Raw genomic sequence first — 24,949 nt, forward strand, 5'->3', positions numbered from 1 at the left:
TATTTATTCATCAAAGAAAATTTTTTTAATATTCTTTTTCTTTATTGCGCAGTCAGTAGCAATTGCATTTATATGAGAACCTTCTAATATATTTTTAGCCCTGCAGCCTCCCAAACAAATACACCATGCAAAACAATTCCTACACTTGTCTGAAATAATCTGATCCGAATAGTCCTTTTCTCTGCTTTTCAGATATTCGTCAAGGCTGTGATAGTAATACTCAGTTTCCTGTAACCTATGACAAGGAAATACCCGATTGTTAATATCAATATATAGTTCTTCCAGACCTATTCCACAATGCTTCTTTTTCTGGAGATTGCTAATACTATTCTGGCAAAATCCCCTATACATTATGATAGAAAAATAATTACTACGCTTTTTAATTCGGTTATTTTTCCACGAATTTAAAAATGTATTATTTTGATAAAGCTCCACTAAACAAGCTTCATCGTCTATATCATAATCATCTAAAAAAATCCCAGCCATCCCAAGATCAAAAGCCTGCTGCTGCATATCATTTAATACTTTTACGTTTTCGCCAGTTATTTTCAATCCCAGATAACATGTAATGGAATTGGATATACAATCTTTTATACACTCGAGAAAGTTTCTATAATAACCCGGATATGTTAATTTATCATTTTGAAATTCATCACTATGGACTAATGGAATTATAAATTTAATTTTCTTATTATTGCAACACAATCGGAGCAAATCTAGGGATAGCTTATTTGGCTTAATTCTAGTATATACCAAAAAACGGTTGTATTCCATCGTAACAGAAAGAATATCGTATATTTTTTTACTGTCTAACTCTTCACAGTTTAGAAACAACATAATCTCTTTTTCTTGAGAAGCAGCAGCTACTTTATCAAGAATTTTTCTTGTATCTTTTATACTTCTTTCCAAACGCCCCTTAGCCACTTCAAGGTATAGTCGGTTAATTCCACGAATACATCTATCTGTATTTCTTTTATATTCACGTTTTAGAACAACCATTTTATTTAGAATTAAGTGTTCAATAAAGTCATTGACGTATGTTTCGACCACATTTTCTGGCAAATCATATTCTTCTGAAATTTCACAAATAATTTCACTTATTGATTTATTACCATCCAATTTATCTAAAATGGATTTACCAGATTCGTTTGCCCATATTACTTGGCAGTCTGTATTATTGTATAATAAAATTCTGTCTTTTAATTGCATCGTGTTAAAATGATTCTTGTCAAAAATATAAAACTCATTATTATCCATCAATATTTCACCCCCGTTACTGTACTAATTTCTGCCCTTCACCTAAGTAATATCTTAACTGATTAATTGACAAATGACTTGTATTTATAATTGGTGAGTTCAAAAGATATTTTTCCCATTGGTCTGTTTTGATTTCAATTCCCAGTTCTTTTCTTTTTTCAAATTGTTCTGTTCCTGGGAAAGGTGTATTCACACTGCATACTACACGTGCCCCATAATCATCACTTAAATGTTTTGCAAACGCAATAGTTTTCTTAACCGTTTCCTCTGTATCAAAAGCGTGGCCTACAATATATGACACCTGAATATGCATATTATACTTTGCAGCACAAATAACAGCATTTTCTATCTGCTCTATTGTCACATGTTTTTTTATCTTTCTTAAAATTTCATTATCAGCGCTCTCCATACCAAACTGAATCTTATGACAGCCCGATTCATAAAGAATTTTAATAAATTCCTCATTTATAACATCTGCTCTTGATTCGCAACCCCATACAAAAGAAATACCAGATTCTCTTAACATCTTGCAAAATTCTAGGCAACGCTTTCTTGATGCCGTAAATGTGTCATCTGTAATGTAAAAGATATTTGAACCATATCTATTATAAATATCTATTACTTCATCATACACACTTTTTGCGGAACGCATAATTACACCTTTACCCCAAAAAGATTTTGAAGAACAAAAGATACATTGACCAGGGCATCCTCTGGATGTCGAAATAGTATATGGCAAAACATATTTCTCCCTCTTAATAAGTGCTCTATTTGGGAACGGTAATAAATCCAAGTCTTTTATTCTGTCAACATTTTGGTTAGCAACTACCTTTCCTTCTGAACCTTTATAGCATAATCCCTTTATATTTTCTTTTTCCTCTGTTCCTCGTATTACATAATCACATAACTGGCAAAATGCGTATTCCCCCTCACCTCGCAAAACAAAATCCGTCATGCTTTCTCTTAAAATCTGCTCGTTGCAGAAGGTGGCAAAAGCACCTCCAGCAGCAATCACTATGTTGGGATGTTTTTCTTTTATCCTTCTACATAATACTTTTTGTACCTTCCATGCTTCGTTATATGTACTCATCCCAATAATCGAAGGATTATATTCCTCAATGATTTTAAAAAATTCCTCTTCGTTTAAACATTCGACCGCCAAATCAATCAACTTTACTGTATAATTATTCTTCTCTAAATATGTTCCAATATACATAATACCTAATGGCGGCATTGAATTACCTTCTGCTAATTTCTTTTTATACCATGTTCCCGTAGGAAGATTTAATAACAAAACATCTACCTTACTCATTTTCCCTCCATATCAGCCAAACAATGTATTAAATTCATCTGACTCATTTTTTATACCTACCATACCCTGTTCTTCTAATTCACTCAGTATATGAACTAAACGATCCTTTGGTACGATGTCAGCCACCTTCTGGATTAATTCCTCTATACATATTTCATCGTCAATGGCTAACCAAATCTTTGAATAGGTTTTATTTAATATGACAGTTTTTCCTCGTATGGTTATCACCTGAATTAGTCCATCTTCTCTCTCATACCAACTAGCACATTCAATCGTTATAATCTTCATCTATCTATCACCTCAATAGTTATCTCATATATATTAATATAGGCAGCAATATACTAACAATTATTAAATCACTTCAAAACTATTATCCTGGAATCCCTGGTCCGGGAATCATAACAGTTACAATCGCTCCAGTTACACCACTGGCAACACTTCCTACTACAGTTTCCGCATATGAACCTCCTGTAATTTGTGTATCATTAATCTCCTCTGCACCAATCTTTTTTGCTTCTGGCGTCTCAAAAATTCCTTTTGTTTCTTCTGTCTTTAACATAATCGTTCCTCCCTATTATCTAAATTTTCTAATTCTAAAATCTTAATCAACCTGGAATTCCTGGTCCGGGAATCATAACAGTTACAATCGCTCCAGACACACCACTGGCAACTCCACCAACTACCGCTTCTGCATAGGATCCGCCTACTGCTTCTGCATCATTAATTTCATCTAATCCTACTTTTTTTGCTTCAGGGGTTTCAAAGATTCCTTTCACTTCATTTTTATTTTCCATATTATTTTTAACCTCCAAATTATTTGTGTATTATTGCTGCCTACATTAATGCCATAAATTAATTTATACTTTTACAATATAATGAATAATATCCTCTTTGTGCCAACATCAATTCCTCATGTGTACCACTCTCTTGAATCCTACCATTTCTCATATAATAAATCATATCTGAGTCAACAATTGTGGATAACCTATGCGAAATAACCAACAAAGTAATTCCTAATTTTTTCAAATTTCTATGAATTTCCATTTCATTCTGTATATCCAAAGAACTGGTTGCTTCGTCTAATATCAATATTTGCGGATTTCGTATTAAACATCTTGCTATTGCAATTTTTTGGATTTGCCCACCTGACAAATTATTATTTTGATTTGATATAACTGTATCTAGGCCCATCGGCATATTCTTCACATCATCATAAAAATTTACAGTTTGCAAAATATTTAATATTCTATCATCCGTGATGTCTGGTAACCCTAATAAAATATTTTCCCTTATTGTTGCATTAAAAATGACTGCCTGTTGGCTGACAATATTAAATATATCAAAATATGACTTATGAATAATTTCGGATATGTCTTTTCCATTTATCTGTATATCTCCATAAATGGCATCATATAATCGGCACAAAATTTTAATCAATGTTGTCTTACCTTCTCCCGATATTCCTACAATCGCAACTTTTTGACCTCTTTTCACTGTCAAATTAATATCTTTTAATATTAATTCTTGATTGTCATTATATTTGAATTCAAGATTCTTTACTTCTAATTTTTCAAATTTTTCAATCGTTTCATTCCCTCCAAGTTCTATTTCATGTTCGTCCAGTATATCATTGATAAAAAACAAACTAGGTTTCAATCTCGCTAATTGGATAAGAGAATTAATTGTGATTGCCTCATGCTTTACGAAAAAACTAATTAATATATAAATCACAAGTAATTCCCCTAGTGATTTAATCCTCATTCCTGTACAAACGTATGCTGCAATTAATACAATTGGGAAAAAGATTTCTAACGTATTAATATTCGCATTAAACCTCATAACCACATTTTGATTTCTTTTATATGCTTTCTTATAGTTTGTAAAATCACTGTCTATTTTCTTTGAAAAGTACTGCTCTATCCCCATAGATTTAATTTGAAAGGAATTTAATATAATTTCTGTTTGTGTCCCTTCAAATTTTCTACTTTTTAAAATATACTTTTCATTAACTTTAGAAAGCTTCTCATTTATAACATAAACATACAGACCGATTCCTATGCTTGTAATTCCTAATATTAAGGCAATACGAGTATCATAAAAACAAAAATATGTAAATATCACAAACACTGTACTCAGTCCCATAATCAAGGAAAGTATCATTGTGGAAAGTGTCTGCTCTACATTTTTCAGCAAATTTAGACGAAATAAAATATCTGCTGAATTTTTACTATCAAAAAATGCATATTTTATTTTTAAAAGATGCTGTGATACACCATATGAAAGCTTACTCATAATTCTACATTGGAGATACACCAAGGAACGATTTTGTGCCTCAATGATAGCTATATAAACAATGAGCATCAGGACTAAGCATAAATAAATTCTATGGTTAATAGCATTCATTTCAGAGCTATATAGCAAAGTATCAACAATTTTTTGTAATAAAACAGGGATGATAACGGTAATTATATTGCTAATTATAGAGATTAACGAAACTCCTGAGAGAACTATAGCAAGTTCCTGGAACATCTTTTTTATATATCTAAAATCGCTTTCTTTTGTTCTATATTGTTTAAATCCAGTTTCCTTTTTTACAGTAATAACGTATCCGCCAAATTTGTGATTAAGCTCTTCCAGCGTTATTTTCTGCTTACCTATAGCTGGATCTATGATATAGCACATTTCTTTATGTATTTTCTCAAACATTACATAATGATGCTTCAGAAAAAGAATACAAGGGGCTTTTTTTTTCAAATCCTCTACTTGCAAACTCCCTGTCTTTTCGACTGTAGGGATAAAATAAATACTTTTCAAAATCTCCTTTAAACTTGCAAGTGTAAGCCCGTCTCTCCCTATGAAAAATTTTTTTCTATAAAACTCTATCGGCTGAATGAATCCATAAACAGATGCTAGCGCTGCAATTGCACATAACCCGCATTCATTTTGGTTCGATTGCAGATATACCCTTGCTTTTATATCCATTCCTCCTCTCTCTATTCATAAACATTTATGAGGTTACACTTTTTCAGCTACCTTTTTTAATAAATCTACTCTATCAATACGTTCCCAAGGAAGTTCTAAATCAATCCGTCCAAAATGCCCATACGCAGCTGTTTGTTTGTAAATCGGTCTGCGTAAATCGAGCATACGAATGATTCCTGCTGGACGGAAATCAAAATTTTCTTTCACAATCTTTTCCAGTTTACTATCAGATATCTTTCCTGTACCAAACGTATTTACAGAAATAGATGTCGGCTGTGCCACACCAATAGCATAAGACAGCTGAATTTCACATCGTTTTGCCAGCCCTGCTGCCACAATATTTTTTGCTGCATAGCGTGCTGCATAAGCCGCTGAACGATCTACCTTTGTACAATCTTTTCCAGAAAACGCTCCGCCACCATGACATGCCATGCCGCCATAAGTATCCACAATAATCTTACGTCCTGTCAGTCCGCTGTCTCCATGTGGCCCGCCAATAACAAAACGTCCTGTTGGATTTATAAAAAATTTCGTTAGATTATCTGTCATTCCTTTTGGAATCACTGCATCGCATACATATTTCTTAATATCTTTTTCAATCTGCTCTTGTGACACTTCTGGATTATGCTGCGTAGAAATCACGATAGTATCTAGCCTCTTTGGAATTCCATTTTCATTGTACTCAACTGTTACCTGTGTCTTCCCATCTGGACGTAAATAGGACAAGATTCCCTTTTTTCTCACCTCGGCCAGCTGAAGTGCCAGCTTATGTGCTATGGAAATAGGATATGGCATATAGTCTTCCGTTTCATCAGAAGCATATCCAAACATCATGCCCTGGTCTCCTGCTCCAATCGACTCAACATCATTCTCAAACAACTTCTCCTCTTTTGCTTCTAAAGCTTGATCAACACCTAATGCAATGTCTGGAGACTGTTCATCTATCATGGTAATTACACCACAAGTATCTGCATCGAATCCAAGCTCTCCGCTTGTATAGCCGATTTCTCTTACAGTTTCACGTACAACTTTAGGGATATCCACATAAGCTTGCGTTGTAATTTCTCCCATAACCATTACTAATCCCGTTGTACAACACACCTCACAGGCAACACGCCCCATAGGATCCTGTTCCATAACTGCATCCAAGATTGCATCCGAAATCTGATCACACATTTTATCTGGATGACCTTCTGTTACTGATTCTGCTGTAAATAATTTTCTGTTCATTTTTCGCTCCTTTTCCTAAATATCTGCTTTTTCAATTCCGCTGAATATTAGTGGAACCGCTACAATTGAAAAAATAAATAATACTATGTAATGTATCGGCTCACCGTTTAACATTTCTCTTAAAATGCCTAAAGACAATACCAGCGTCATTATAGATACTGCCTTTGCTGATTTCAGACGCATCCCAATACCAAGCGCTAAAAGGCAAGCACTAATCATTATCATCGACTCCCCTATTTCATTTATATAGAATGAAGCTGTTTTAAAACAAGAAATCGGCAACCCCTGTGTAAAGACAGCAATAAAGTATATTAAAAATTTTGCTATAATCAGTGCACCTACGTTAAAGATAACAACCGAAATTATCTGTGATAATAAGACTTTCCATCTTTTAATTGGGTACAAATACATCAATTCCAACCTTCGATTTTCATATCCATTTACAATGTATTCCTCCAGCATAATACCCGTCATAATGGTATATGCCATATTACAGAATGCCTCGATAGTTTCAAAAAACCTTTTCTCATCATATCCAAAAAGATTCTTTAACCCCGTTATTTCGCCTATTCCTACGGTAAGCAACAATAGGCATATCATTAATAAAAAGGCAATTTTTATATCTCTTCTTACTATATTTTTTTTCCATTCCAGCTTAACTAATTTATACATCAGCCTCACCTGCCCTTATGAGTCGAATAAAATATTCCTCTAACTTTTGCTTTTTTCTATAGAAACTATTTTAATTTTGTTCTCCAACAATTTCTGTAGTAAAATTTGTGGAACTTCTTCATGATTATAGATATGAATTTAACCACCACTATTAACATGGTCTATATGGTTTAAAACATCCTTTAGCAGTGGCTCTACACATTGTCTTTTTCCCAGCTTTACATCAATATATGAAACTGACTTTTCTCTAAATTCTTTCATGGAAACTTCTGTAATTACTTTTCCCCGGTTGATAATACCTACACAATCCGCTATATCCTCTATACCTGAAGCAGTCCTGCTGGTAATCATAATAGTAACTCCCAATTCTTCTCTTAACATTTGTAATAAATCCCATAAGTATTTAGTCTCAGTAGAATCCAAATTACTATTTGGCTCATCAAGTATTAATAATTCCGGTTTTGTTAAGACTGCCCTGGCAACACCTAGACGTTGCCTCATTCCTAAAGAATAATTTTTTACGGGTTTCTGTGCTACCCCAGATAATTGAAACAAATCCAATACATTCTCAATGCTTCGTTGGTTATCATAGTTCATATACTCGCAATGAATCTTTAAATTATTTTCGCCGCTAAGTTCCTCATAAAAAATAGGCTTGTCAACTATTACTCCCATTCTTTGTAATGCCAACTGCGTGTTATATGATAGCGGTTGCTTAAATATTTGAATCGCACCATCCGTTGGCTTCCACAAATTTGTAATTAATTTTATAATCGTTGTTTTTCCTGCTCCATTAGGTCCAATCAAAGTATAAATTTCACCTTTTCTTATGTGCATATCACAGTTTATAATTATTTTTTCTTCTTTAATAGTCTTGCATAAATTTATTGTTTGCAGAGCATATTCCATTTTGTTCCTCCTCTCTACAAAATAAAATTAGAAACATAAGATAAAACACTCATAAAAGCAAACATGATTGAACCTCTGATAAAGTCTTCTACCACCTCTCCTTTAAAAGTGAGGCTTTTATTTACTTTATTTATCAATGCTATAAAAGCATAATATCCATCACTTTTGATAATAGGTATAAAATTTATCAATATATTAGAGACAATCAGATAGCAGTATGGTAATAAATGTGAAAAGAAAAATATACACAGCAACAAAAACACACAATTCATAAAATTACCTGCTAAGTAAATAGCTATCCGCTTATATTTGGGTAACAAATAACTGTAGGATGTATCTACAAAAAATGCAGGATAAATAAATACAAATTTAAAGCCCACCTTTACTATACTTTTTCGATAGAAACCCTTTAAAAATACTATGTGTCCTGCTTCGTGTATTACGATATTAAATATTAGAATCATAGTTGCCTGTAAAAAATCAGTATTTACAAGAACATATTTTTGGCTGGAAAAATATAAAAATATAGTTATGCATATTACAACAGTCATTGCTATAGCAAATATCGGATTATCTTTTTTTGTAGTTATATATTCTAATTTATTTCGATCAAACAGCTCATTCATTGTCTTATGATCTACTTTATAAAAATTCTGACCTTCTGCAATAATTACTTCATCTGATCTTTCTTCTTGAGCTATAGTATATTCACCATATTTATATAGTTTCAAAGTATTTCTCTTCTTTCAACATATGTAAAAACCAGTCATTGTGGAAAAATAATTGACAATACTCACATGCAGATGTTACCTGATGCGGATATTCAATTCCTTTTTTATCCAAAAGTTCCAAAAAAGGAGCAAATCCTTTAGTATATATTTCATAAAACACTTTATTACAATTAATATTATTGATTATATCCTTTAATCTTTCATTTTTTAAATTTCCCACTAGCAACAATGTGTTTTCAATGACTTGAGAGCAACATGGATACACATTAAGCTGTGGATTAATTAAAAGAGTTCTATCCAGAAGGCCAATACATCTTGCTTCATGCTTATCTGTATTAAAAATTTTATAAAATTTATCATCTGAAAATGAAGTTAATGCAGAGCCTGTTTTTATGACTGGTTGCCATGCAAAAGTAGTTTTATATGCACAGTCTCCCAATAAATCTAATGCCTCTCCAGGTGTCATCCCACTCCGCAAAAAACATCCTACCACCTCTGTTGAAACTTCCAATTCATCTGCAATATTAATAATATTTATAATATTTTGTATATCAATAAATTCCTTGTGAAATTCATCATAGCTAAATGATAAATTCTTAATTTTATCTTTGTATTTTACAATGAATTCTCTAGCTTTTTCTGTATCTTTACCCCAAAAACCATTTGTCTTGATTGTAAAATCCATCTTTCTTCCATAATTATAATTAAAAATATATTCAATTAAATCAGGATAAAGCATTGGCTCTCCACCAGTTATTCCAATTACATTTATACTTTTACACTCTTTAATATTCTCTAAAATAAGTGTCAACTCTTCTTTTGATAATGTTTTTCCTCTAACATGACCTCTAGAATCACAGCACATTTTGCATCTTGCATTACAATTTTCCGTTAAAAGAATTCCACATGACTTATATTCCATTCTTACTCCATCTCCTTTTACTAAAATAAATAATAATAAATACTACACAAAATGTAGCAGCAGTATATAGACAATTCCCCGCAATATGCAAATATTTGCCATCTAAAGTAGTAAAATATTCTGACAAATCTTTGTATACTATATTTGCAGCATCATATCTTGCTAAAAAACTCATTTTCTCACTTGCCGTTGCAAACATGATTGAGAAAAGCCAGTAAGCAAAATTAACAACATAACCAAATATCAGGCTCTTAAACATGAATCCCCATAAGCATTCCAAAAGGACTTGAAAACAAATTACACTTTCAAAGTAAAATATCATAATACCTAAATATGAGAAATTATTATATATTACCCCGACTAAAACTAAACCTAATATAGTTGGTACACTTAACAAGCAAAAACTCAATATAACTTTCGTTAAAAAATATTTCAACCAATTATATCCCATAAGTTTATAGAACAATATGTTCTTATTTTTATAATCGTTAGAAAAAGTCTGTAAGATTAATACAGGAAAAATAATCATTCCAAATTCCGTATAAACAGTATAAATGCTATTATAAAGTTGCTGAATGGTAGGGTTAATTATTTTATCCAAACTGGCTAAGAGAAAATATCCAAGTAAAAAACAAATTATTACAGTAAAAGTGTAAAAAATTATATTTTTGTTTCTAAGATTTTTTCTAAGTTCCATTATCTATTCTCCTTGAATATACTTTTGAATAATTTGCTGTTTTGATTCGATTCTATATATATTTTTCCCTGAAACATAATAGTAATTTCCATTCATATATTCTAAATCAGATAAATTATGCGTTATATTAATAACAGTCATATTAAAGTCTTTCACATAGTTATTAATAAAGTCATATATTTCGATAGAACTATTTTTGTCTAAAGCATTTGTAAATTCGTCAAGAATAATGACTTCCGGATCTTCACACAAAAATGCAAGTAATTTTATTTTTTGTTTTTGTCCATCGCTCATTTTTTTTATGCATAATCTATTTGATACTGTGTTCAATTTTAAAAGCATAAATAAATCATTTACCTTCTTTTTTCCATACTTTTTTTTAAGAATCGCTACTATATCCTCAATATAAAACTCCTCCGGAATATTACTGCTACTTCCTATTAAAATAGTATTCTTGTTTCCAATAATATCCCCACCACAATTCAACATCCCAACACAGGCTTTTGCCAAGCACGATTTTCCTACTCCATTGCCACCTAAAATATGATTAATAGTATGATTTTCAAAAGTAATATTAACATTATGGAATAGAGTCTTATTTCCAACTTTTAATGTGAAATTTTTCAATTCCATATCCATATTCCTCCTTTATATTTATGTAAAGAAGGGGTGCCTCTACCTCTACCTTTATGCATCACATAATATTTTTCCAACACCCCTTCTATACATCTATGTACGGTTGTTAACCTTTACTTCCTAAGATTACCTTTGCCTTAGCATGCACAAAATACCATAGGCTTCTAATATTCTCTAATTTCATCCCATTCAGTTTAGTACTCATCTCTGCTTTTCTTACTTCATTTTTCTCATTAAAATCGTTAATTTTCATAATAAATTCCTTTCTTAATTTCTTTTTTAATATTTTTTTGTGTTTCAACCTTTGCTGCCCAAAATAACCTTTGCTTTTGCGTGTACAAAATACCATAAACTTCTGATATTTTCCAGTTTTAAACCTTTAAGTTTTTCATTCATAGCAGCCTTTTTAGAAGCATTGGTTTCATTAAACTCACTAATTTTCATCTTATTGACCTCCCTTCTTTTTTGAAATCTTCTTTAATCTTAATATTAAGATTTTGTATTTATAAAAACTCCTTTATCCACATTATGATTTTTAATTATTCATTTCATGGATTGATGGAGATTTTATCAACTGTATCCTAAAAACTTATCTAAGTTAAACTCTTTTCACAATTTCGTGTTGTATTTATTTCTGATGTTCTCTTCATCTCTTTAGGAATCGGAACATCATACATACCTAGCGTAAGCGATTTTCCAACTCCAAATTTTCCTAAGTTACACAAAATACTAACACTCTTTTTTTTCAAATCTTTCATTTTATTTCTCCTTGTTCTCTTTTGATGATATAACTTTATCATTCAAGCGTATCCTATAGCTCTTTTTTTCTTAAATAGCCTTATATGCAAATTAAGCGTATTTTCAATATCCTTTTTTTACGTTTAAGAAAATATAAATGGCTTAAACGTATCTTGTTTTTAGAAAAACCACATATTATACCAATATACCGATAAACGCAAGTTTTCTACATATTTGCCGTACATTGGAGACTAAAACCAGCGGAGACCCTAATGTTACTTCTGAAATGGACTAAATCTCTTCCGAGTCTAGAAGTGGGTAATGCCATAGGGATAGATGATTTTGCGTGTAAGAAACAGCATACTTATGGAACCATTATTGTAAACGGAAAGATATATGAACCGATTACATTATTAGATAGAAGAACTAGAAATACACTACGGGAATAGCTGAAGAATACTAAAAATATTAAGATTGTCACACATGATAGTAGTAGAAGAATTGCTGGATATAATGCAGATGGAGGAGATTCCTTTTGTGGACCGTTTCGGGATGCTAGTGAACATAGAACACAGCAACCGTAAGGGTAACAGCCTGAAACACCTAATCCGCAATGCCGGAATTCCACCAGCCAGATGCGTATATTGGAAATATTAACTATATTTTCGAGCACAAGATGAACCGTTCTTTGGTTGAGAGATTTGCAACTTGTGAATACCATGCTTGACTCCTTCCTGGCCCATGGATAGCCCCGCAGACAGACAACCGCTTATAGATCTGAGTGAAGCCGTCAGGTTCCCGAAACAAGGCTTTAATCCTGTCCCGTCTTCTTCCACAGAAAAGAAAGAGGGCACTGGACAATGGCAAACAATGTAAATCTTCTCAAGCCCAGAAATGTCACCTAACATGAGAACTACAGAAGCAAACGAAATGTCGTCAGCAAGACAGGATTTGCATCATTGCTGATGTGGACCGTGATATCCTTCACAACAGCTTCAATTGTATGTGAATTGTAAAGATACCGTTTTTGCATTTGTGATGTTGTATGTTGTTCTGGAACATAATACGGAACAATGTCAATGGGAACCACGTCCTGCTTCAGGCAGGGAACCTCAAGCCACCCATAATTCGCTGCTGGAATCTAACCCTCAACCGCTTCCCGGCATCTAGTGTTCCAGTTGTAAAAGGTGTTTACCGCAATGTTGTTTTCACGGCACAGTCAGCATCTGTCATACCGCTGTGGAGGCATTCATTGATAAGCCTAATCTGTTCCGCCATCGGAACCCGGGCTTTGCGAGTACCTGCCATAATCTATCCTCCATAATTGTAGTGAAATAGTCTAAATATCTATCGGCTACAATTATAGACGAAACTTGGAAATCAGAAAATCCGCAGGAATATTTGGCGTTTACGGAATATGGGCATTTTGCTGACAAATAAGCAAGCAACGGTATTTACTTCCGTACATATGAGATTCTTTTTCCTTACAAAGTCCTAACGGACTTATCTCTTATTGTTTTGTTTTACTGGCTCACCCGTAAACGGGTCTATATACTCCTTCAGTGTCATCTGGTCGCATTCCAAAATTTGTTTCCCAATGCTCCATTTTTCGGAACACGAAAAACTCCACATTGGGAAACAGGTCCCTGGCCCAACAAGAAAAAAGAGTGGGCATAATATAACCCACTCTTAAACATAATTATTGTTATTCTATTTGCAAAAATCTTTAATAATATTTGCATATTTATAGCTACAATTAAACATACTTTTTCACTTGTCCAAGTAATCTATGTGAAATAGGACAAATTGCTTGGTTTTTCATTACAATACATTTATCCGTATAATTTGCTTCTTTTATATTATTCCGATTTACCAAATACGCTCTATGACACCTTATAAAATCATCTCCTACTTCTTCTTCTATATCTTTCATCTTTCCAAAAAATTCTATACTTTTATTCTCAGTATGAACGATAATTTTGTGTTCATTTGCAGAGGTTTCAAAAAACATAATTGAATTATATTCCAATGTTATTTTTCTCCCATTTCTTGTGATTGTTATAGTTTTTCCATATCCTCTTGTAATTTTACTATATTTATGATTCACATGCTCCATACACTCACAAATTCTATGTTGTAATTGTCGAGGTTCATCTTTCAGAATGAAATCCAAGGCTTCAACTTTATACTTAAAAGTCAAAAAGGACATCTCAGAATGCGATGTTATAAATACAATGAAGCCTCTCGGATCATACTCTCTAATCTCCTTTGCAAGAGTTAATCCATTTTTATTTGTATGTAAATCTATATCCAAAAAATACAGTCCCACATTTTTTGAACTTTTTAGCTTTTCAATTATTTTTTCTGGATCTTCAGTGTCTATCACCAGTTTCATATCATATTCTTGAATCAGAATAGCTGCATTAATATATCTTGCAATTACTTCCCTTTGTTCTTGGACATCTTCACAAACATATACATCTAACATAGCAAACACTCCTTACGCTTACGCAATTTTTTTTTGCGTTTAAGATTTTTTTTAATATTTAAATACTATTGTATTATAATAAAAATAATAATATTAACAGGTAGGTGCCTATACATGGAAAACATTTTTAATGCTCTTTCTCAAAAGATAATATCTTTTTTAGATGATGAAAACAAATGTAGTAATCTGGAAAAACTTCAAATGTGTTTTGCTTTACAAACAATAATATATAATGTTTCTATCACTCTTCTCATACTATTTATATCATATCTTATTGACTCATTATATGAAACTACTCTTCTGTTATCTATTTTCGGCATTTTTCGTATTATAGCCGGCGGCTTTCATTTTGACAGTATAGCCAAATGTATTTGTGCAACTTCTATTATTATTCTTGGCGGAGGGAAACTTTCTCATAACATACTCCTAAATGCATCCTTGTGCATGTTAATTTGTTTTATTGCAATTGGAATATTTATCCTTTATACCCCAAAAGGAACTAAAAATAATCCATATTCAAAAAGTTATAGCAAACTGCAAAAAAAACGTTTAATAGTGATTGCTTTTTTATTTACACTCATCGCCATTATCGTGCCTGGAATCAGAACAATAATTGTATTTGCCATGATTACTTCTGCTATATTAGTATTACCTAATTTGATCCATAGACTTCGAGTACTTGAGTGAAATAATCTTCTGTATATTCAGTATCCATAATTACATTATCATACTCATTAATTATGGATCTGATATTATACAGACCAATTCCCCGTCGTTCTCCCTTTGAAGTAACTCCTAAACTTCCCAATTTACTATAATCTATATTCTGTTTTATATATGAATTTTTCACGATAAATGTAACATCCTGATTCATTTTTATAATACTAACATTAATGAATGGGGTTTTACAGTCCTGGCTAGCTTCAATTGCATTATCTAACAAAACACCAATGATTCTTACTAAATCAATACTATCCATGTTTATTTTTTCTACTTTTTCAACTATTTCAACTTCTATTTTTATTCCCAATGCCAAAGCATAATTTATTTTTACTGACAATAATCCCTTAAGCTCTATAATATCCAAATTATGTAGTCTAGCCAATACATCTTTTTCCTTATTAAGTAAATGACTTATTGGAAGTATATGTTTATCATAGTAGTCTTTTAATCCTGATATATTGTTTTCTTCGATATATGCTGACATACTAACCATAATGTTTGCAAAATCATGTCTAAAAACCCTTAAATTCTGGTACAGTTCTTCAATTTGCGACATATATTCTTGTAAATTGTCATATGAATTTTGTTTTAGTGTAATCTTAGCATTCATCTCAGATTCTTTAATGATTGTATATATCATTATTGCCGTCAGCATAAAATAAGCTATATAAACCACTATATCAATCATCAAAATTTGAGTTAAATAACCTTTCTGCTCTGTTGTCATTATCTGTATAACAAAAATTAGCATGCATACGATCAAGTCAGAGCCAATCAAAGCTATCATTTTTGAAGATAAATTAAGTATTTCTTTATTTTTTATTCGTACAACATTTTTTGATATAAAACTGCACACTTTCCAAAATATAGGATAAGCAATAATCATATATAAGGGCCAATGTATGCTCATATTAAGTCCTAATATATTCCAGACAAAATGTATAAAATTATCTATTATAACTAGTAATGTATATGAAAACAATATGAGAAATACGTTCCAAAACCAGTCTTCTCTCTTAATATACACAATATATAAACTTATCATCACAAACATTGGAATTACAAATAGGCTTCCTATTTCATTTCCAACAATCACCATATTAAGGGCTAATATAATTGTAACTATAATATTTTGTAAGAATTTTAAGCGAAAAGTCAAACTACTGTTAAGCAGTACTAAATATGTAATGATACTTGTTATTACTACTTGAATTTCCATACTTTTAATCCTACTCCCAAGTGATCATAGTATTAAATTCATTTCATATATGCTATTTACAGAAAATATAAGACAACAAATTGTCACTTACCTAGTAAGTTATTATACCAAATAGGCTTTTGTCTATCAATAGTCGATTCATAGAAATGCTGCTGTAATTCACACTGAACTATAAAAATTAATTTACTTTGGATATCATAAAAAGTACTCCATAAGCAGAAAATTTTACTTTAAATTTTAACCTGTTCTTCTATTTAGAACAGGTATCTTTTTATTTAGGAGATTATTATTATATATCTTTTGAATTTTCCCCATATGGCAAACCACTTAATTTTACACAATTCTTTACATATTCAAAATCTTCTGCTTTATTATAATCTAAAAGCCACTACAGGACATGCCTGCATCCCGGCAGTATCTTCCGATTCTTTTTTGCCGCAGGAGGACAGGGACAGTGATGCTATCAATAAGCAAAAGGCCACAGATATAATTTTTTTCATATTAGGTCCATCCTTTCTGCGTATATTTATGCATACGTCTATTCTATCATAAGTGATGGACCTAACTCCAACGCAAGACCCTAATTCATTCTATTTTTTCTGTTTCCCAGTAAATTTTCTTCTGCTTTTCACTCAGGGATTCCACAAACCGCTTTTTATAGAGCAGAAATTCCTCCAAATCCATCATAATATGATATAAAACCGCTCTTCCCTCGAATTCCTCCCTGGTTACCGGAAGAGGTTCCCTGTGAAATTCATTCTCCACCTGGCGGAGTCTTTCTATCTGTTTCTTTGGCACATTTTTTTCCTCCACGAATCGTTTCATATAAGTCATGTACTCTGCAATGGTCAGGGCCTGGCTGGGCATGGTACGGATCTTCTGTATCTCCCAGTGAAGGCTCTGCAGCATACTGCACTGCCTGGTCCGCATTTCGATATAGTGGTTGTAGTACTCCGTGTGGGGAAGAAATGTATTTCTGTCGTACTCATAGGCCCGCTCCTTGGAATGGGACAGATGTTCCTCCAGATGAGCGATCTCCTCCCATACATCCGCCTCGTTTTCTCTCTGCATCAGGTAATCTGCCAGCATTTCCAGAATATCCTGCAGCCTGGCTTCCACATACCGCATATCCTGCAAAATCTGTTTTTTCCTGCTCTGGTTGCGCTGAAACAAATTCAACACCACCGCCACTGTTATACCGATAAAGACAAGACAGAATTCATTCCAGATAGCAGCAGCGCCAAAGTCCTGCGTTGTCCAGAAATGCGTCCCTATGACTGCATTGACAGACATGGTATTCTGCCATCCCACAAACAGGCTGATGCCCACCAGCAGAAATACGAACACGCCGTATGTGATCCATTCCCTGCTCATATGGCTGAAAATCGTCCAGGCCAGAAGCACGGCAGCAAAAAAAGAGATAAGCCTCACAGCAGACAGCCTGAGGGTATCCCATCTTGTATTGATCAGTGTCAGCAGCGCGATGATCCCCGCTGAGCTGGCAAATTCCAGGTGAAACTGCTCCGCTGCAAGTATGGCAACACAGCTTCCTATGGCTGTTTTCAGAGCAATTGCCAAATATTTTCCGGCTTTCATTTTCAGCATATCAAACCCTCACAAAAAAGGCTCCCACACAGAATCTCCTGTGCAGCAGCCCTGATCCTTTTATAGAAACGGTTGTAAATCTCTCATGAATTTTTCTTCTGCTTTCACAAGGCGTTTTGCCAATGCGATACTGTCTGTGGACGCATGGCAATATTGATTTACAGCCTTGCTGATACTCTGGATGCCCATATTACTGCCGTCTGTCAGAAGCTTTGCGATCTGGCTGCTGTCATCCTTTATCATGAGCTTCACTTCTGTCGTAACCTTGGAAAAAGCAGCAGCCACAGGGCCCGGGTCTTTCTCCTCCTCACCAGACTGTTGAAGCAGCCGGGAGGTTTCCTTCTCCAAATCCTGATGTTTGCGGATGTATTCATTTACCAAATCCTTCAGCTTATCATCTTTGATGTAATCGCTGACCTGCTTCATGCTGTTGATTCCCATTTTACATCCGGAGTTGCATTCCTCTAAAAGCTTCTTGGTATGTGTCTCCACGTTCCATGCCCTTCTTTCTTTTTCCATTTAGTATGGGCAGTTATGTGTATTTTATGCGGGAACAGCCGGGAAATGCTCAAATCCATGGCGCATGACACATTGGCCACCATGCTGATTCCTTTCAGAACCTGTATGTAACTTCCGTTTTCTCCATAACTTTTTTTCATATCATTCACTTCCAAAAACATGTCTTCTCCTCCTGATGCTGCTGATGATATTTGGCCTCCAGATTAGTTAGTACTTCCTAACCCACAAAAAAGTCAATAAGTGGAGATAATTTTTGCAAAAAACTACTAGTTGTGTCATTTTACGCGCTTTTTTCCTGTACCAAAAAGCAATTTTGTATGTTATACTTTTTATATGATGTGTGAAAAAACATCGGAATAAGAGGTTAGGGAAATATGGAAGATAAATACGCACTGCTGATCGACGCAGATAATGTCTCAGCCAAATACATCAAGCCTATTCTGGATGAACTCTCCAAATACGGAAACGTAACATACAAGAGAATATACGGTGACTGGACCAGCACTTATAATTCCAGTTGGAAGGATGTTCTGCTGGAGAATTCCATCACACCCATTCAGCAGTTCAGCTATACACACGGAAAAAATGCCACGGACTCTGCCATGATCATAGATGCCATGGACATGCTGTATACAAGTGAACTGGAGGGTTTTTGTCTTGTTTCCAGTGACAGTGATTTTACAAAACTGGCCAGCCGCCTGCGGGAAAGCGGCAAAAATGTCATCGGTATGGGGGAGGACAAGACACCATCCTCCTTCAGGAAGGCCTGTGATATTTTTACGGTACTGGAACTGCTGCTTGAGGATAACGCCATAGAAAAAGAGGAAAAGCCTGCCATCCATGCAATGGAAAAATGTACGAAGCAAAACAATGCCGAGGTGGTTTCCAAGACGGAAATCGAGGAAGCTGTGGTGAAGATCATTACCGAGAATCAGAATAATGATAAGATCACAGGCCTGGGAGAAGTTGGCAGCCGTCTGGTCAAGCTATATCCTGATTTTGATGTGAGACGTTACGGATACAGTCTCTTGTCAAAATTTTTAGAATCTTTCCCCAAATTAAAACTGCGGCAGGAGGGGACCCAGGTGTCTGTCACGCTATACGAGGACAAGAGTAAAAAAGAAATGCTGGAAGAATATGTGATCCAGCTTGTCAGAAACGCAGGCCGGCAGGGTGTACCACTGGGAACTCTCAGCAACAAAATCCGGAACCGTTTCGGAGACTTTAAGGTGCGGGATTACGGTTTTTCACAGTTTAAGCAGTATATACAGAGTTTTCCGGAAATACATATCCGGGAGGAGGGGGAACAGAACTGGGCCGTTTACGACGTATAGGTATAGTTCTTCCTAATGGAAAAGTATGCGGGTACATGGATATAAGCGCTTCCATGTACCCGCATTTTTACTGCTGCAGCCCGTGTCAAAGATTTGCATTTCCTATCGTCTCATGCTCTGTGGATTGGCGGCTGCAAGTTTCCTTGATAAGGTCAAAATCTGTTTCCAGATATCTGTGCAGGGTGTTCAGAAAATCTGCCCCGTATCTGTCTGCAAATTTTTCGTCTACTCTCTTTATGATATTTTCCCCATCTAAAAAAACGGTCCGTATGTATTCCCCAAAGGTTTTGTAATAATGACCGCAGTGGTAATCCCAGTCCTTTTTCGCTTCTTTGGAGACCAACACGCTGTTATCAAGCGCAGCGTTTCGGAATACAAGCCGGCAGCATGGCGCATTGTGAAGCACGCTTTTCTGTTCAAACAGCAGGTCCGGATTAAATCCTCTGACAATCCCCTTGTCTATCTCCCTGCAGTATACCAGACCGCACGCCTCAAGTCCCATCTCTTTAAAAATGTCATGCCATGCGCAGGTATAAACCCGTATCTCTGCGTCGGGATATTCCCCGGCCATTTCCATTTTGCCTGGAATAGTGGCATATATCTCCCCGTATGCCATATATGTATTATAGTCTAAAGGCCTTTTGTGGCGCATTGCCCTTAAAGCCATGCGATGTCCCCGCTGTTCCGCTGTTCTCTGGACAGCTTTTATAAAACATTCCTCTCCTGCCGGACCTTCTGCGGCTTTCAACTGCTGATAAAACAGCCCAATCAAAAACCCATGTACCTTTTCATTAAAAACACAGTTTTCTGTCATATTATAATTCTCCCCTATGGTTAAAAATGTTCAAATAAGGCCAGGTTTTTAACCGCTATGCGTGTTTCCTCATGCCGGTCCGGTGACTGGGGCGTTTCCTTACTATAACCCACTGCAAGTATATTAACTGGTTCCAGATTTTTTGGAATGCAGAATTCTTCCCTTAAGATATCGGGTTTAAAATAACAGATCCAAACACTTCCAAGGCCCAGTTCAGACGCCTGAAGCATCATGTGGTCTGTAAGGATGGACGCATCAATATCGCAAGTCTGCTTTTTATCAAAAGGCCGAACCCATGCTTTATCATGATCCGCACATACCACTATGGCAAGGGGTGCATGGTAAATATTTGCCGCCTTTGACAATTTTTCAAGTCCTTCCTCCTGCTGTATCACCAACAGGCGGACAGGCTGCAGATTTGCGGCTGTAGGAGCCACGTGGGCGGCTTCCAGTATTTTTTCTAATTTTTCTTTCTCCACCTTCTTTCCGTTATAAGAGCGGACAGAGTACCTCTTTTTTGCCAGTTCTGAAAATTCCATATGATCCATTCCTTTCTCTTTCTATTTTTCTTTGTCTATGCTATAATCTTACCACTGATTTTACTTTTGGCAAGAACGCACTTTTTTGGTATATAGTACCCAAAAAGTAACTGTTCCGTAGGTATCTTAGAAAAAAACTTCAAATGAAAAAGAAAGGAAAAACGAGAATGAAAACATGCAGCAGTTCTTATACCTGTCCTGTGGAAGCTACCATTCATCTGATCGGAGGAAAATATAAGGCGGTCATCCTCTGGCATCTGAGAAATCAGGTGCTTAGATTCAGTGAACTCCATCGGCTTGTCCCCAAAGCTACAACCAAGATGCTGACACAGCAGTTAAGGGAATTGGAGAGCGACGGTCTGATCAGCCGCACGGTATATCCGGTTGTCCCTCCCAAAACAGAGTACGCCCTTACCGAATTCGGCCAAACCCTGCTTCCTGTATTGGAATCCTTGTGCGACTGGGGAACCATATATCTGGAAAAAATAAGTGATGCTGACTGTTCCTTCTAAAACAATTCATCCCAGAAATCAAGCTGGAATTCTCTCATCCTTTCCCTCAGAAGAGTCATCTCCCTGTCGCTCAGCACTGCTGTTTCCCGCAGTTCAGTTTCTGTGCATGACAGGATGTCCGTGACATACTCGATCCTGTGGTTTATAAGTTTATCCGTCAGCTTTCTGCCAAGCCCCATCTCCTCCACGTGGTTCGGCATTCTTCTTTTGACTTCTTTATTCTTTTTGAGGAACCTCTTTCGACCTGTCTCAATCATATCCTGCTCCCTCCGGCTCACTGGCCTTCCTGCTTTGTTTTATTACTACATAATAAGAATTATGTGGTAAGATATGATTATCTTCTTAAGGAATCTTATGAGAGGCACAGCGGAATATGCTGTCTTTTCTTTCGAGCCTGCATTTATCTGTCCGCAGGCTTCTTTTTGATATGCATAAGAATTGATAATAACAGACAATTTCCATACTTCGCTGCCCAAAGGAGACAAACCCAGTATATATTGTTGACATTTTTTACCATATGTATTAAAATTTCTATAAACCAGATGCATGGACCCCTATAACAACTACATAATTCTTATTATGTTGTAATAATGTCCTTCTATTTATGGTACGATCAAATCCAGTTGTTCTATCATTCCCTGAAATTTCTTCAGCGTATCTGCTGTGTAAATCCGTGTCACTTCAAGACTGCTGTGTCCCAGAACGTCTGCCAGTGCGGCAAGATTATTTGTTGCCTTATAAAAAGAGCGGGCAAAGAGATGACGCAGATTGTGCGGAAAAACTTTTTTCGGTTTAATCCCTGCCTGCTCTGCCAATACTTTCATTTCTGTCCATATGTTACTTCTGTCCTTTGGTTTTCCGTTTCTGGTGACAAAGACAGGACCTGTTTTGATCCCCTGTTTTCCCGCATAGCACAATAATTTTTTCCGCAGACTCTCTGGTATCAGGACAATTCGTGTTTTTCCCTTATTACAGACTTCCAGACGGCCGTATTGAAGATTTTTTACGGTCAGATATTTCAGTTCACTGACCCTGACACCCGTGGCACAGATGGCCTCCAGTATGAGGGCAAGCTGGTTCTTCTCCTTCTTTCTTGCCGTCTCTACCAGTCTCCGGTATTCTTTCTTTGTCATTTCTTTTTCTGAATCCAGAAACATCCGTTTCTGCACTTTATAGCTCTTTACTTTTAACTCCGGAAAACACATGTAATCTAAAAAGCAGTTGACTGCAGCCAGCATGGAATTGGTACTGCTTACTGCATACTTCTGCCTCAACCATTCTTTGTACTCCAGAAGACGTATTCTGCTGACTTGTCTGTCAGGCCCCAGATATTTTAAAAAGGTCTTTAAGTCCGTGGAATATTTTCTGATGGTTGACCCTGTCTTTTCCTGGCTGTATAAATGATAAGAAAATTCCTCGATCAGTTCTGTCTTCATGGTAAACGTATTTTCTTTCTGCATAGGCAGACCTCCTGTAGATATAGTATTATTCCATTATTATAGCTTTTAAAGGAAATAACGCAATCACCATGGAGGAATTTAGTAAGCCATATCCAAGATGCCAAAATTGTGGGTATCACAAAGTTTTAGGCTTTGCGATACCCACATCTTTTTTCATGACAATAGGGCGTTGGCGGAGCGGGCTTTCTATCATTTTTTATCGTAAGGTATCACTTCCACAGATTTTTTGTCAAAATCAATAAAAAGCTGATATGCATACCCATCCTCACTGGTATCCCAGATTTCCACATATTTTGGTGAAACCTCAATAAGGATTTCTGTATCCTCATGGCTGTATTTGTTATAGCTCTCCCACAGATACTTTTTGTATCCCTCCTCAAACCGGTGTCCCGGCTCCTCCGCAACAAGTCCTTTATTGTGGGCGGTTCCTTCTACCTGAACGCCGCTCCAGCACATGGCTACTTTGGGATTTTCCAAAAGCTGTTTTGTTTTTCTGAAATTTTTGTCCGTTTTAAAATAAATCTTGTCATCATAAAAGAGACAGCTCACATTTCTGACCATTACATAGTCATTGAGACTGGATGCCAGTGCCATGATCTTGCTGTTCCCCAGCATCTCAAACATACGCCCCACAGCGTCCTCATAACTGATGGATTTGTCCAGTGAAAATTTCATTTTTGATTTCCCCCTTTATTTTTCTACAATACTTTTAATTACTTTGCTCAGCCTTTTATATAGCAGAAATGTCAGGACTGACGTCACTCCGTATTTGATCAGATTAAACGGCAGGATTCCTAAAACTGCCATGGAAAAGGCATTTTTCATAGCTGGGTTTACTGCGCTGCACAGTGAAATGATTTCATCCATAGTCATACCAAACAACCGCATATAAAAGGGAATGATCAGATACAGGTTCGTAAAAACAGCCACAATGCCAACCAGTACCGTGCTGACCCCCATACCTGCCAATGCCGTCTTCTTCGTCTTGTGTCTGTGGTAGATCAGCAGTGCAGGCATAACATAACAGCAGCTCAAAATAAAATTCTGTATCTCTCCCGTTCCCAGAGAGAAGCTGCCCTGCATGACAAGCTGCAGCAGTATTTTGACCACAATGATCATAAGTGCAGCACCGGGACCGAACATAAACCCTCCCAGCATCTCCATCAGACCGGATAAGTCAAAGGACATAAAAGGCGGCATGAAAGGCAGCGGAAACCTGAAAAGCATAAGAACAGCACTAACTGCCCCCATCAGGCCTACAAAGGCTATTTTCTTTGCCCGCATTTTCGTACCGGCCTGAGCCCTCACTCCATTGTCAAAAGCTGCATTGGTTGTTTCTTGTGTCTGGTTCATAGTTTGTATCCTCCTTCAAAAAAATGAGCCCGGAACAATATATATGCTCCGGGCGTAGTTTCACAGAAAATGTCTTTTCTCATCCGGACTATACCGTCGGTGCCGGAATTCCCCTATCATACAAAAGGAGTCACCGGCTCAGCCGCCAAAGCGGGTCATGGACTATACCATCGGTAGGGACTTACACCCTGCCACAAAGACTTCAATATTCTTTTTTGAAATCAGAAATGCAGGTAACATCATCTGTTACAATTGATTATATACCAGACTTTCCCATGTGTAAACAGAAAATGCAAA

32 protein-coding genes, 1 pseudogene and 1 riboswitch are annotated in these 24,949 nt (G+C 35.5%); of the genes and pseudogenes, 3 read left to right on the forward strand and 30 right to left on the reverse strand.

Annotation, left to right across the window (positions count from 1 at the left end):
- Window positions 1–3 precede the first annotated feature (3 nt).
- The 19 genes and pseudogenes from A4V09_RS09670 to A4V09_RS09755 all read right to left on the reverse strand — a co-directional run bounded on the left by A4V09_RS09670 (window position 4) and on the right by A4V09_RS09755 (window position 14,574).
- Window positions 4–1,257, reverse strand: a complete 1,254-nt coding sequence (locus A4V09_RS09670) for a PqqD family peptide modification chaperone (protein WP_065542151.1) — start codon at window positions 1,255–1,257, stop codon at window positions 4–6.
- 16 nt (window positions 1,258–1,273) lie between these two features.
- On the reverse strand, window positions 1,274–2,569 hold the full coding sequence (locus tag A4V09_RS09675; protein ID WP_065542152.1) for a B12-binding domain-containing radical SAM protein: 1,296 nt from the start codon (window positions 2,567–2,569) through the stop codon (window positions 1,274–1,276).
- Window positions 2,570–2,581: 12 nt separating this feature from the next.
- Window positions 2,582–2,857, reverse strand: coding sequence for a hypothetical protein (locus A4V09_RS09680; RefSeq protein WP_065542153.1), 276 nt, complete (start codon window positions 2,855–2,857; stop codon window positions 2,582–2,584).
- Between the two features lie 82 nt (window positions 2,858–2,939).
- On the reverse strand, window positions 2,940–3,128 hold the full coding sequence (locus tag A4V09_RS09685) for a hypothetical protein (RefSeq protein ID WP_065542154.1): 189 nt from the start codon (window positions 3,126–3,128) through the stop codon (window positions 2,940–2,942).
- Between the two features lie 46 nt (window positions 3,129–3,174).
- On the reverse strand, window positions 3,175–3,363 hold the full coding sequence (locus A4V09_RS09690) for a hypothetical protein (RefSeq protein ID WP_065542155.1): 189 nt from the start codon (window positions 3,361–3,363) through the stop codon (window positions 3,175–3,177).
- Window positions 3,364–3,421: 58 nt separating this feature from the next.
- Window positions 3,422–5,551, reverse strand: a complete 2,130-nt coding sequence (locus A4V09_RS09695; RefSeq protein ID WP_065542156.1) for a peptidase domain-containing ABC transporter — start codon at window positions 5,549–5,551, stop codon at window positions 3,422–3,424.
- A 33-nt stretch (window positions 5,552–5,584) separates the two neighbouring features.
- On the reverse strand, window positions 5,585–6,781 hold the full coding sequence (metK, locus tag A4V09_RS09700; protein WP_065542157.1) for a methionine adenosyltransferase: 1,197 nt from the start codon (window positions 6,779–6,781) through the stop codon (window positions 5,585–5,587).
- 15 nt (window positions 6,782–6,796) lie between these two features.
- Window positions 6,797–7,453: a hypothetical protein gene (locus A4V09_RS09705; RefSeq protein WP_065542158.1), complete on the reverse strand. Its 657-nt coding sequence runs from the start codon at window positions 7,451–7,453 to the stop codon at window positions 6,797–6,799.
- A 138-nt stretch (window positions 7,454–7,591) separates the two neighbouring features.
- A complete protein-coding gene (locus tag A4V09_RS09710) occupies window positions 7,592–8,362 on the reverse strand; it encodes an ABC transporter ATP-binding protein (protein WP_084043524.1) in 771 nt (256 codons plus the stop codon).
- Between the two features lie 14 nt (window positions 8,363–8,376).
- Window positions 8,377–9,093: a zinc metalloprotease gene (locus A4V09_RS09715; protein ID WP_065542159.1), complete on the reverse strand. Its 717-nt coding sequence runs from the start codon at window positions 9,091–9,093 to the stop codon at window positions 8,377–8,379.
- Window positions 9,080–10,015, reverse strand: coding sequence for a radical SAM/SPASM domain-containing protein (locus tag A4V09_RS09720; RefSeq protein ID WP_065542160.1), 936 nt, complete (start codon window positions 10,013–10,015; stop codon window positions 9,080–9,082). Before A4V09_RS09720 ends, A4V09_RS09715 begins: the two co-directional genes overlap by 14 nt.
- On the reverse strand, window positions 10,005–10,712 hold the full coding sequence (locus tag A4V09_RS09725; protein ID WP_065542161.1) for an ABC transporter permease: 708 nt from the start codon (window positions 10,710–10,712) through the stop codon (window positions 10,005–10,007). The genes A4V09_RS09720 and A4V09_RS09725 overlap by 11 nt, the downstream gene beginning before the upstream one ends.
- Window positions 10,713–10,715: 3 nt before the next feature.
- Window positions 10,716–11,345, reverse strand: coding sequence for an ATP-binding cassette domain-containing protein (locus A4V09_RS09730; protein ID WP_065542162.1), 630 nt, complete (start codon window positions 11,343–11,345; stop codon window positions 10,716–10,718).
- A 109-nt stretch (window positions 11,346–11,454) separates the two neighbouring features.
- Complete coding sequence (locus A4V09_RS09735) at window positions 11,455–11,601, reverse strand: hypothetical protein (protein WP_157123487.1); 147 nt, start codon at window positions 11,599–11,601, stop codon at window positions 11,455–11,457.
- A gap of 44 nt (window positions 11,602–11,645) precedes the next feature.
- A complete protein-coding gene (locus A4V09_RS24355; protein ID WP_157123488.1) occupies window positions 11,646–11,792 on the reverse strand; it encodes a hypothetical protein in 147 nt (48 codons plus the stop codon).
- Window positions 11,793–11,941: 149 nt separating this feature from the next.
- The gene (locus A4V09_RS24360) at window positions 11,942–12,106 is read right to left on the reverse strand and encodes a hypothetical protein (protein WP_157123489.1); all 165 of its coding nucleotides are present in this window, start codon (window positions 12,104–12,106) and stop codon (window positions 11,942–11,944) included.
- A 637-nt stretch (window positions 12,107–12,743) separates the two neighbouring features.
- Window positions 12,744–12,953 (reverse strand): IS66 family insertion sequence element accessory protein TnpB, encoded by a 210-nt coding sequence (gene tnpB / locus A4V09_RS26770; protein WP_084043526.1) that lies wholly within the window; start codon window positions 12,951–12,953, stop codon window positions 12,744–12,746.
- A gap of 636 nt (window positions 12,954–13,589) precedes the next feature.
- Window positions 13,590–13,670 (reverse strand): annotated as a pseudogene (locus A4V09_RS26775) (IS200/IS605 family transposase); the annotation flags it as partial.
- A gap of 172 nt (window positions 13,671–13,842) precedes the next feature.
- Window positions 13,843–14,574, reverse strand: a complete 732-nt coding sequence (locus A4V09_RS09755) for a LytR/AlgR family response regulator transcription factor (RefSeq protein ID WP_065542164.1) — start codon at window positions 14,572–14,574, stop codon at window positions 13,843–13,845.
- Between the two features lie 114 nt (window positions 14,575–14,688).
- On the opposite strand from A4V09_RS09755, the gene A4V09_RS09760 reads away from it, so the two are divergent.
- A complete protein-coding gene (locus A4V09_RS09760; protein ID WP_065542165.1) occupies window positions 14,689–15,261 on the forward strand; it encodes an accessory gene regulator B family protein in 573 nt (190 codons plus the stop codon).
- Here the strand turns inward: A4V09_RS09760 and A4V09_RS09765 are convergent.
- The 5 genes from A4V09_RS09765 to A4V09_RS25330 form a co-directional block, all read right to left on the reverse strand.
- A complete protein-coding gene (locus A4V09_RS09765) occupies window positions 15,227–16,516 on the reverse strand; it encodes a sensor histidine kinase (RefSeq protein ID WP_065542166.1) in 1,290 nt (429 codons plus the stop codon). The two genes, A4V09_RS09760 and A4V09_RS09765, sit on opposite strands and share 35 nt — an antisense overlap.
- Before the next feature lie 371 nt (window positions 16,517–16,887).
- The gene (locus tag A4V09_RS25740; protein ID WP_274537197.1) at window positions 16,888–17,016 is read right to left on the reverse strand and encodes a hypothetical protein; all 129 of its coding nucleotides are present in this window, start codon (window positions 17,014–17,016) and stop codon (window positions 16,888–16,890) included.
- 85 nt (window positions 17,017–17,101) lie between these two features.
- Entirely contained in the window at window positions 17,102–18,121 is a 1,020-nt protein-coding gene (locus A4V09_RS09775) for an aromatic acid exporter family protein (protein WP_065542168.1), read from the reverse strand.
- Window positions 18,122–18,181: 60 nt separating this feature from the next.
- A complete protein-coding gene (locus A4V09_RS09780; protein WP_242964059.1) occupies window positions 18,182–18,613 on the reverse strand; it encodes a DUF2383 domain-containing protein in 432 nt (143 codons plus the stop codon).
- The gene (locus A4V09_RS25330; protein ID WP_065542170.1) at window positions 18,586–18,801 is read right to left on the reverse strand and encodes a hypothetical protein; all 216 of its coding nucleotides are present in this window, start codon (window positions 18,799–18,801) and stop codon (window positions 18,586–18,588) included. Before A4V09_RS25330 ends, A4V09_RS09780 begins: the two co-directional genes overlap by 28 nt.
- Window positions 18,802–19,014: 213 nt before the next feature.
- Here A4V09_RS25330 and A4V09_RS09790 point away from each other — a divergent pair, with 213 nt between their 5' ends.
- A complete protein-coding gene (locus A4V09_RS09790) occupies window positions 19,015–19,974 on the forward strand; it encodes an NYN domain-containing protein (protein ID WP_065542171.1) in 960 nt (319 codons plus the stop codon).
- Window positions 19,975–20,059: 85 nt separating this feature from the next.
- Here A4V09_RS09790 and A4V09_RS09795 read toward each other — a convergent pair whose 3' ends face one another.
- On the reverse strand, window positions 20,060–20,788 hold the full coding sequence (locus A4V09_RS09795) for an L-2-amino-thiazoline-4-carboxylic acid hydrolase (protein ID WP_065542172.1): 729 nt from the start codon (window positions 20,786–20,788) through the stop codon (window positions 20,060–20,062).
- A 20-nt stretch (window positions 20,789–20,808) separates the two neighbouring features.
- Window positions 20,809–21,327 carry a nitroreductase family protein gene (locus A4V09_RS09800; RefSeq protein ID WP_065544719.1) on the reverse strand — a complete coding sequence of 173 codons (519 nt, stop codon included), beginning with the start codon at window positions 21,325–21,327 and terminating at the stop codon, window positions 20,809–20,811.
- A gap of 167 nt (window positions 21,328–21,494) precedes the next feature.
- Here A4V09_RS09800 and A4V09_RS09805 point away from each other — a divergent pair, with 167 nt between their 5' ends.
- On the forward strand, window positions 21,495–21,839 hold the full coding sequence (locus tag A4V09_RS09805) for a winged helix-turn-helix transcriptional regulator (RefSeq protein WP_065542173.1): 345 nt from the start codon (window positions 21,495–21,497) through the stop codon (window positions 21,837–21,839).
- Here the strand turns inward: A4V09_RS09805 and A4V09_RS09810 are convergent.
- The 4 genes from A4V09_RS09810 to A4V09_RS09830 all read right to left on the reverse strand — a co-directional run bounded on the left by A4V09_RS09810 (window position 21,836) and on the right by A4V09_RS09830 (window position 24,652).
- A complete protein-coding gene (locus A4V09_RS09810) occupies window positions 21,836–22,096 on the reverse strand; it encodes a hypothetical protein (protein ID WP_065542174.1) in 261 nt (86 codons plus the stop codon). The genes A4V09_RS09805 and A4V09_RS09810 overlap by 4 nt on opposite strands.
- Window positions 22,097–22,441: 345 nt before the next feature.
- Entirely contained in the window at window positions 22,442–23,299 is an 858-nt protein-coding gene (locus tag A4V09_RS09820) for a tyrosine-type recombinase/integrase (RefSeq protein ID WP_065542176.1), read from the reverse strand.
- A 189-nt stretch (window positions 23,300–23,488) separates the two neighbouring features.
- Window positions 23,489–23,974, reverse strand: a complete 486-nt coding sequence (locus A4V09_RS09825; RefSeq protein WP_065542177.1) for a pyridoxamine 5'-phosphate oxidase family protein — start codon at window positions 23,972–23,974, stop codon at window positions 23,489–23,491.
- Between the two features lie 15 nt (window positions 23,975–23,989).
- Window positions 23,990–24,652: an ECF transporter S component gene (locus A4V09_RS09830; RefSeq protein ID WP_065542178.1), complete on the reverse strand. Its 663-nt coding sequence runs from the start codon at window positions 24,650–24,652 to the stop codon at window positions 23,990–23,992.
- 67 nt (window positions 24,653–24,719) lie between these two features.
- A riboswitch (FMN riboswitch) is annotated at window positions 24,720–24,857 on the reverse strand.
- Between the last annotated feature and the right edge of the window lie 92 nt (window positions 24,858–24,949).

The organism is Blautia pseudococcoides (assembly GCF_001689125.2).
Classification (GTDB): domain Bacteria; phylum Bacillota; class Clostridia; order Lachnospirales; family Lachnospiraceae; genus Blautia; species Blautia pseudococcoides.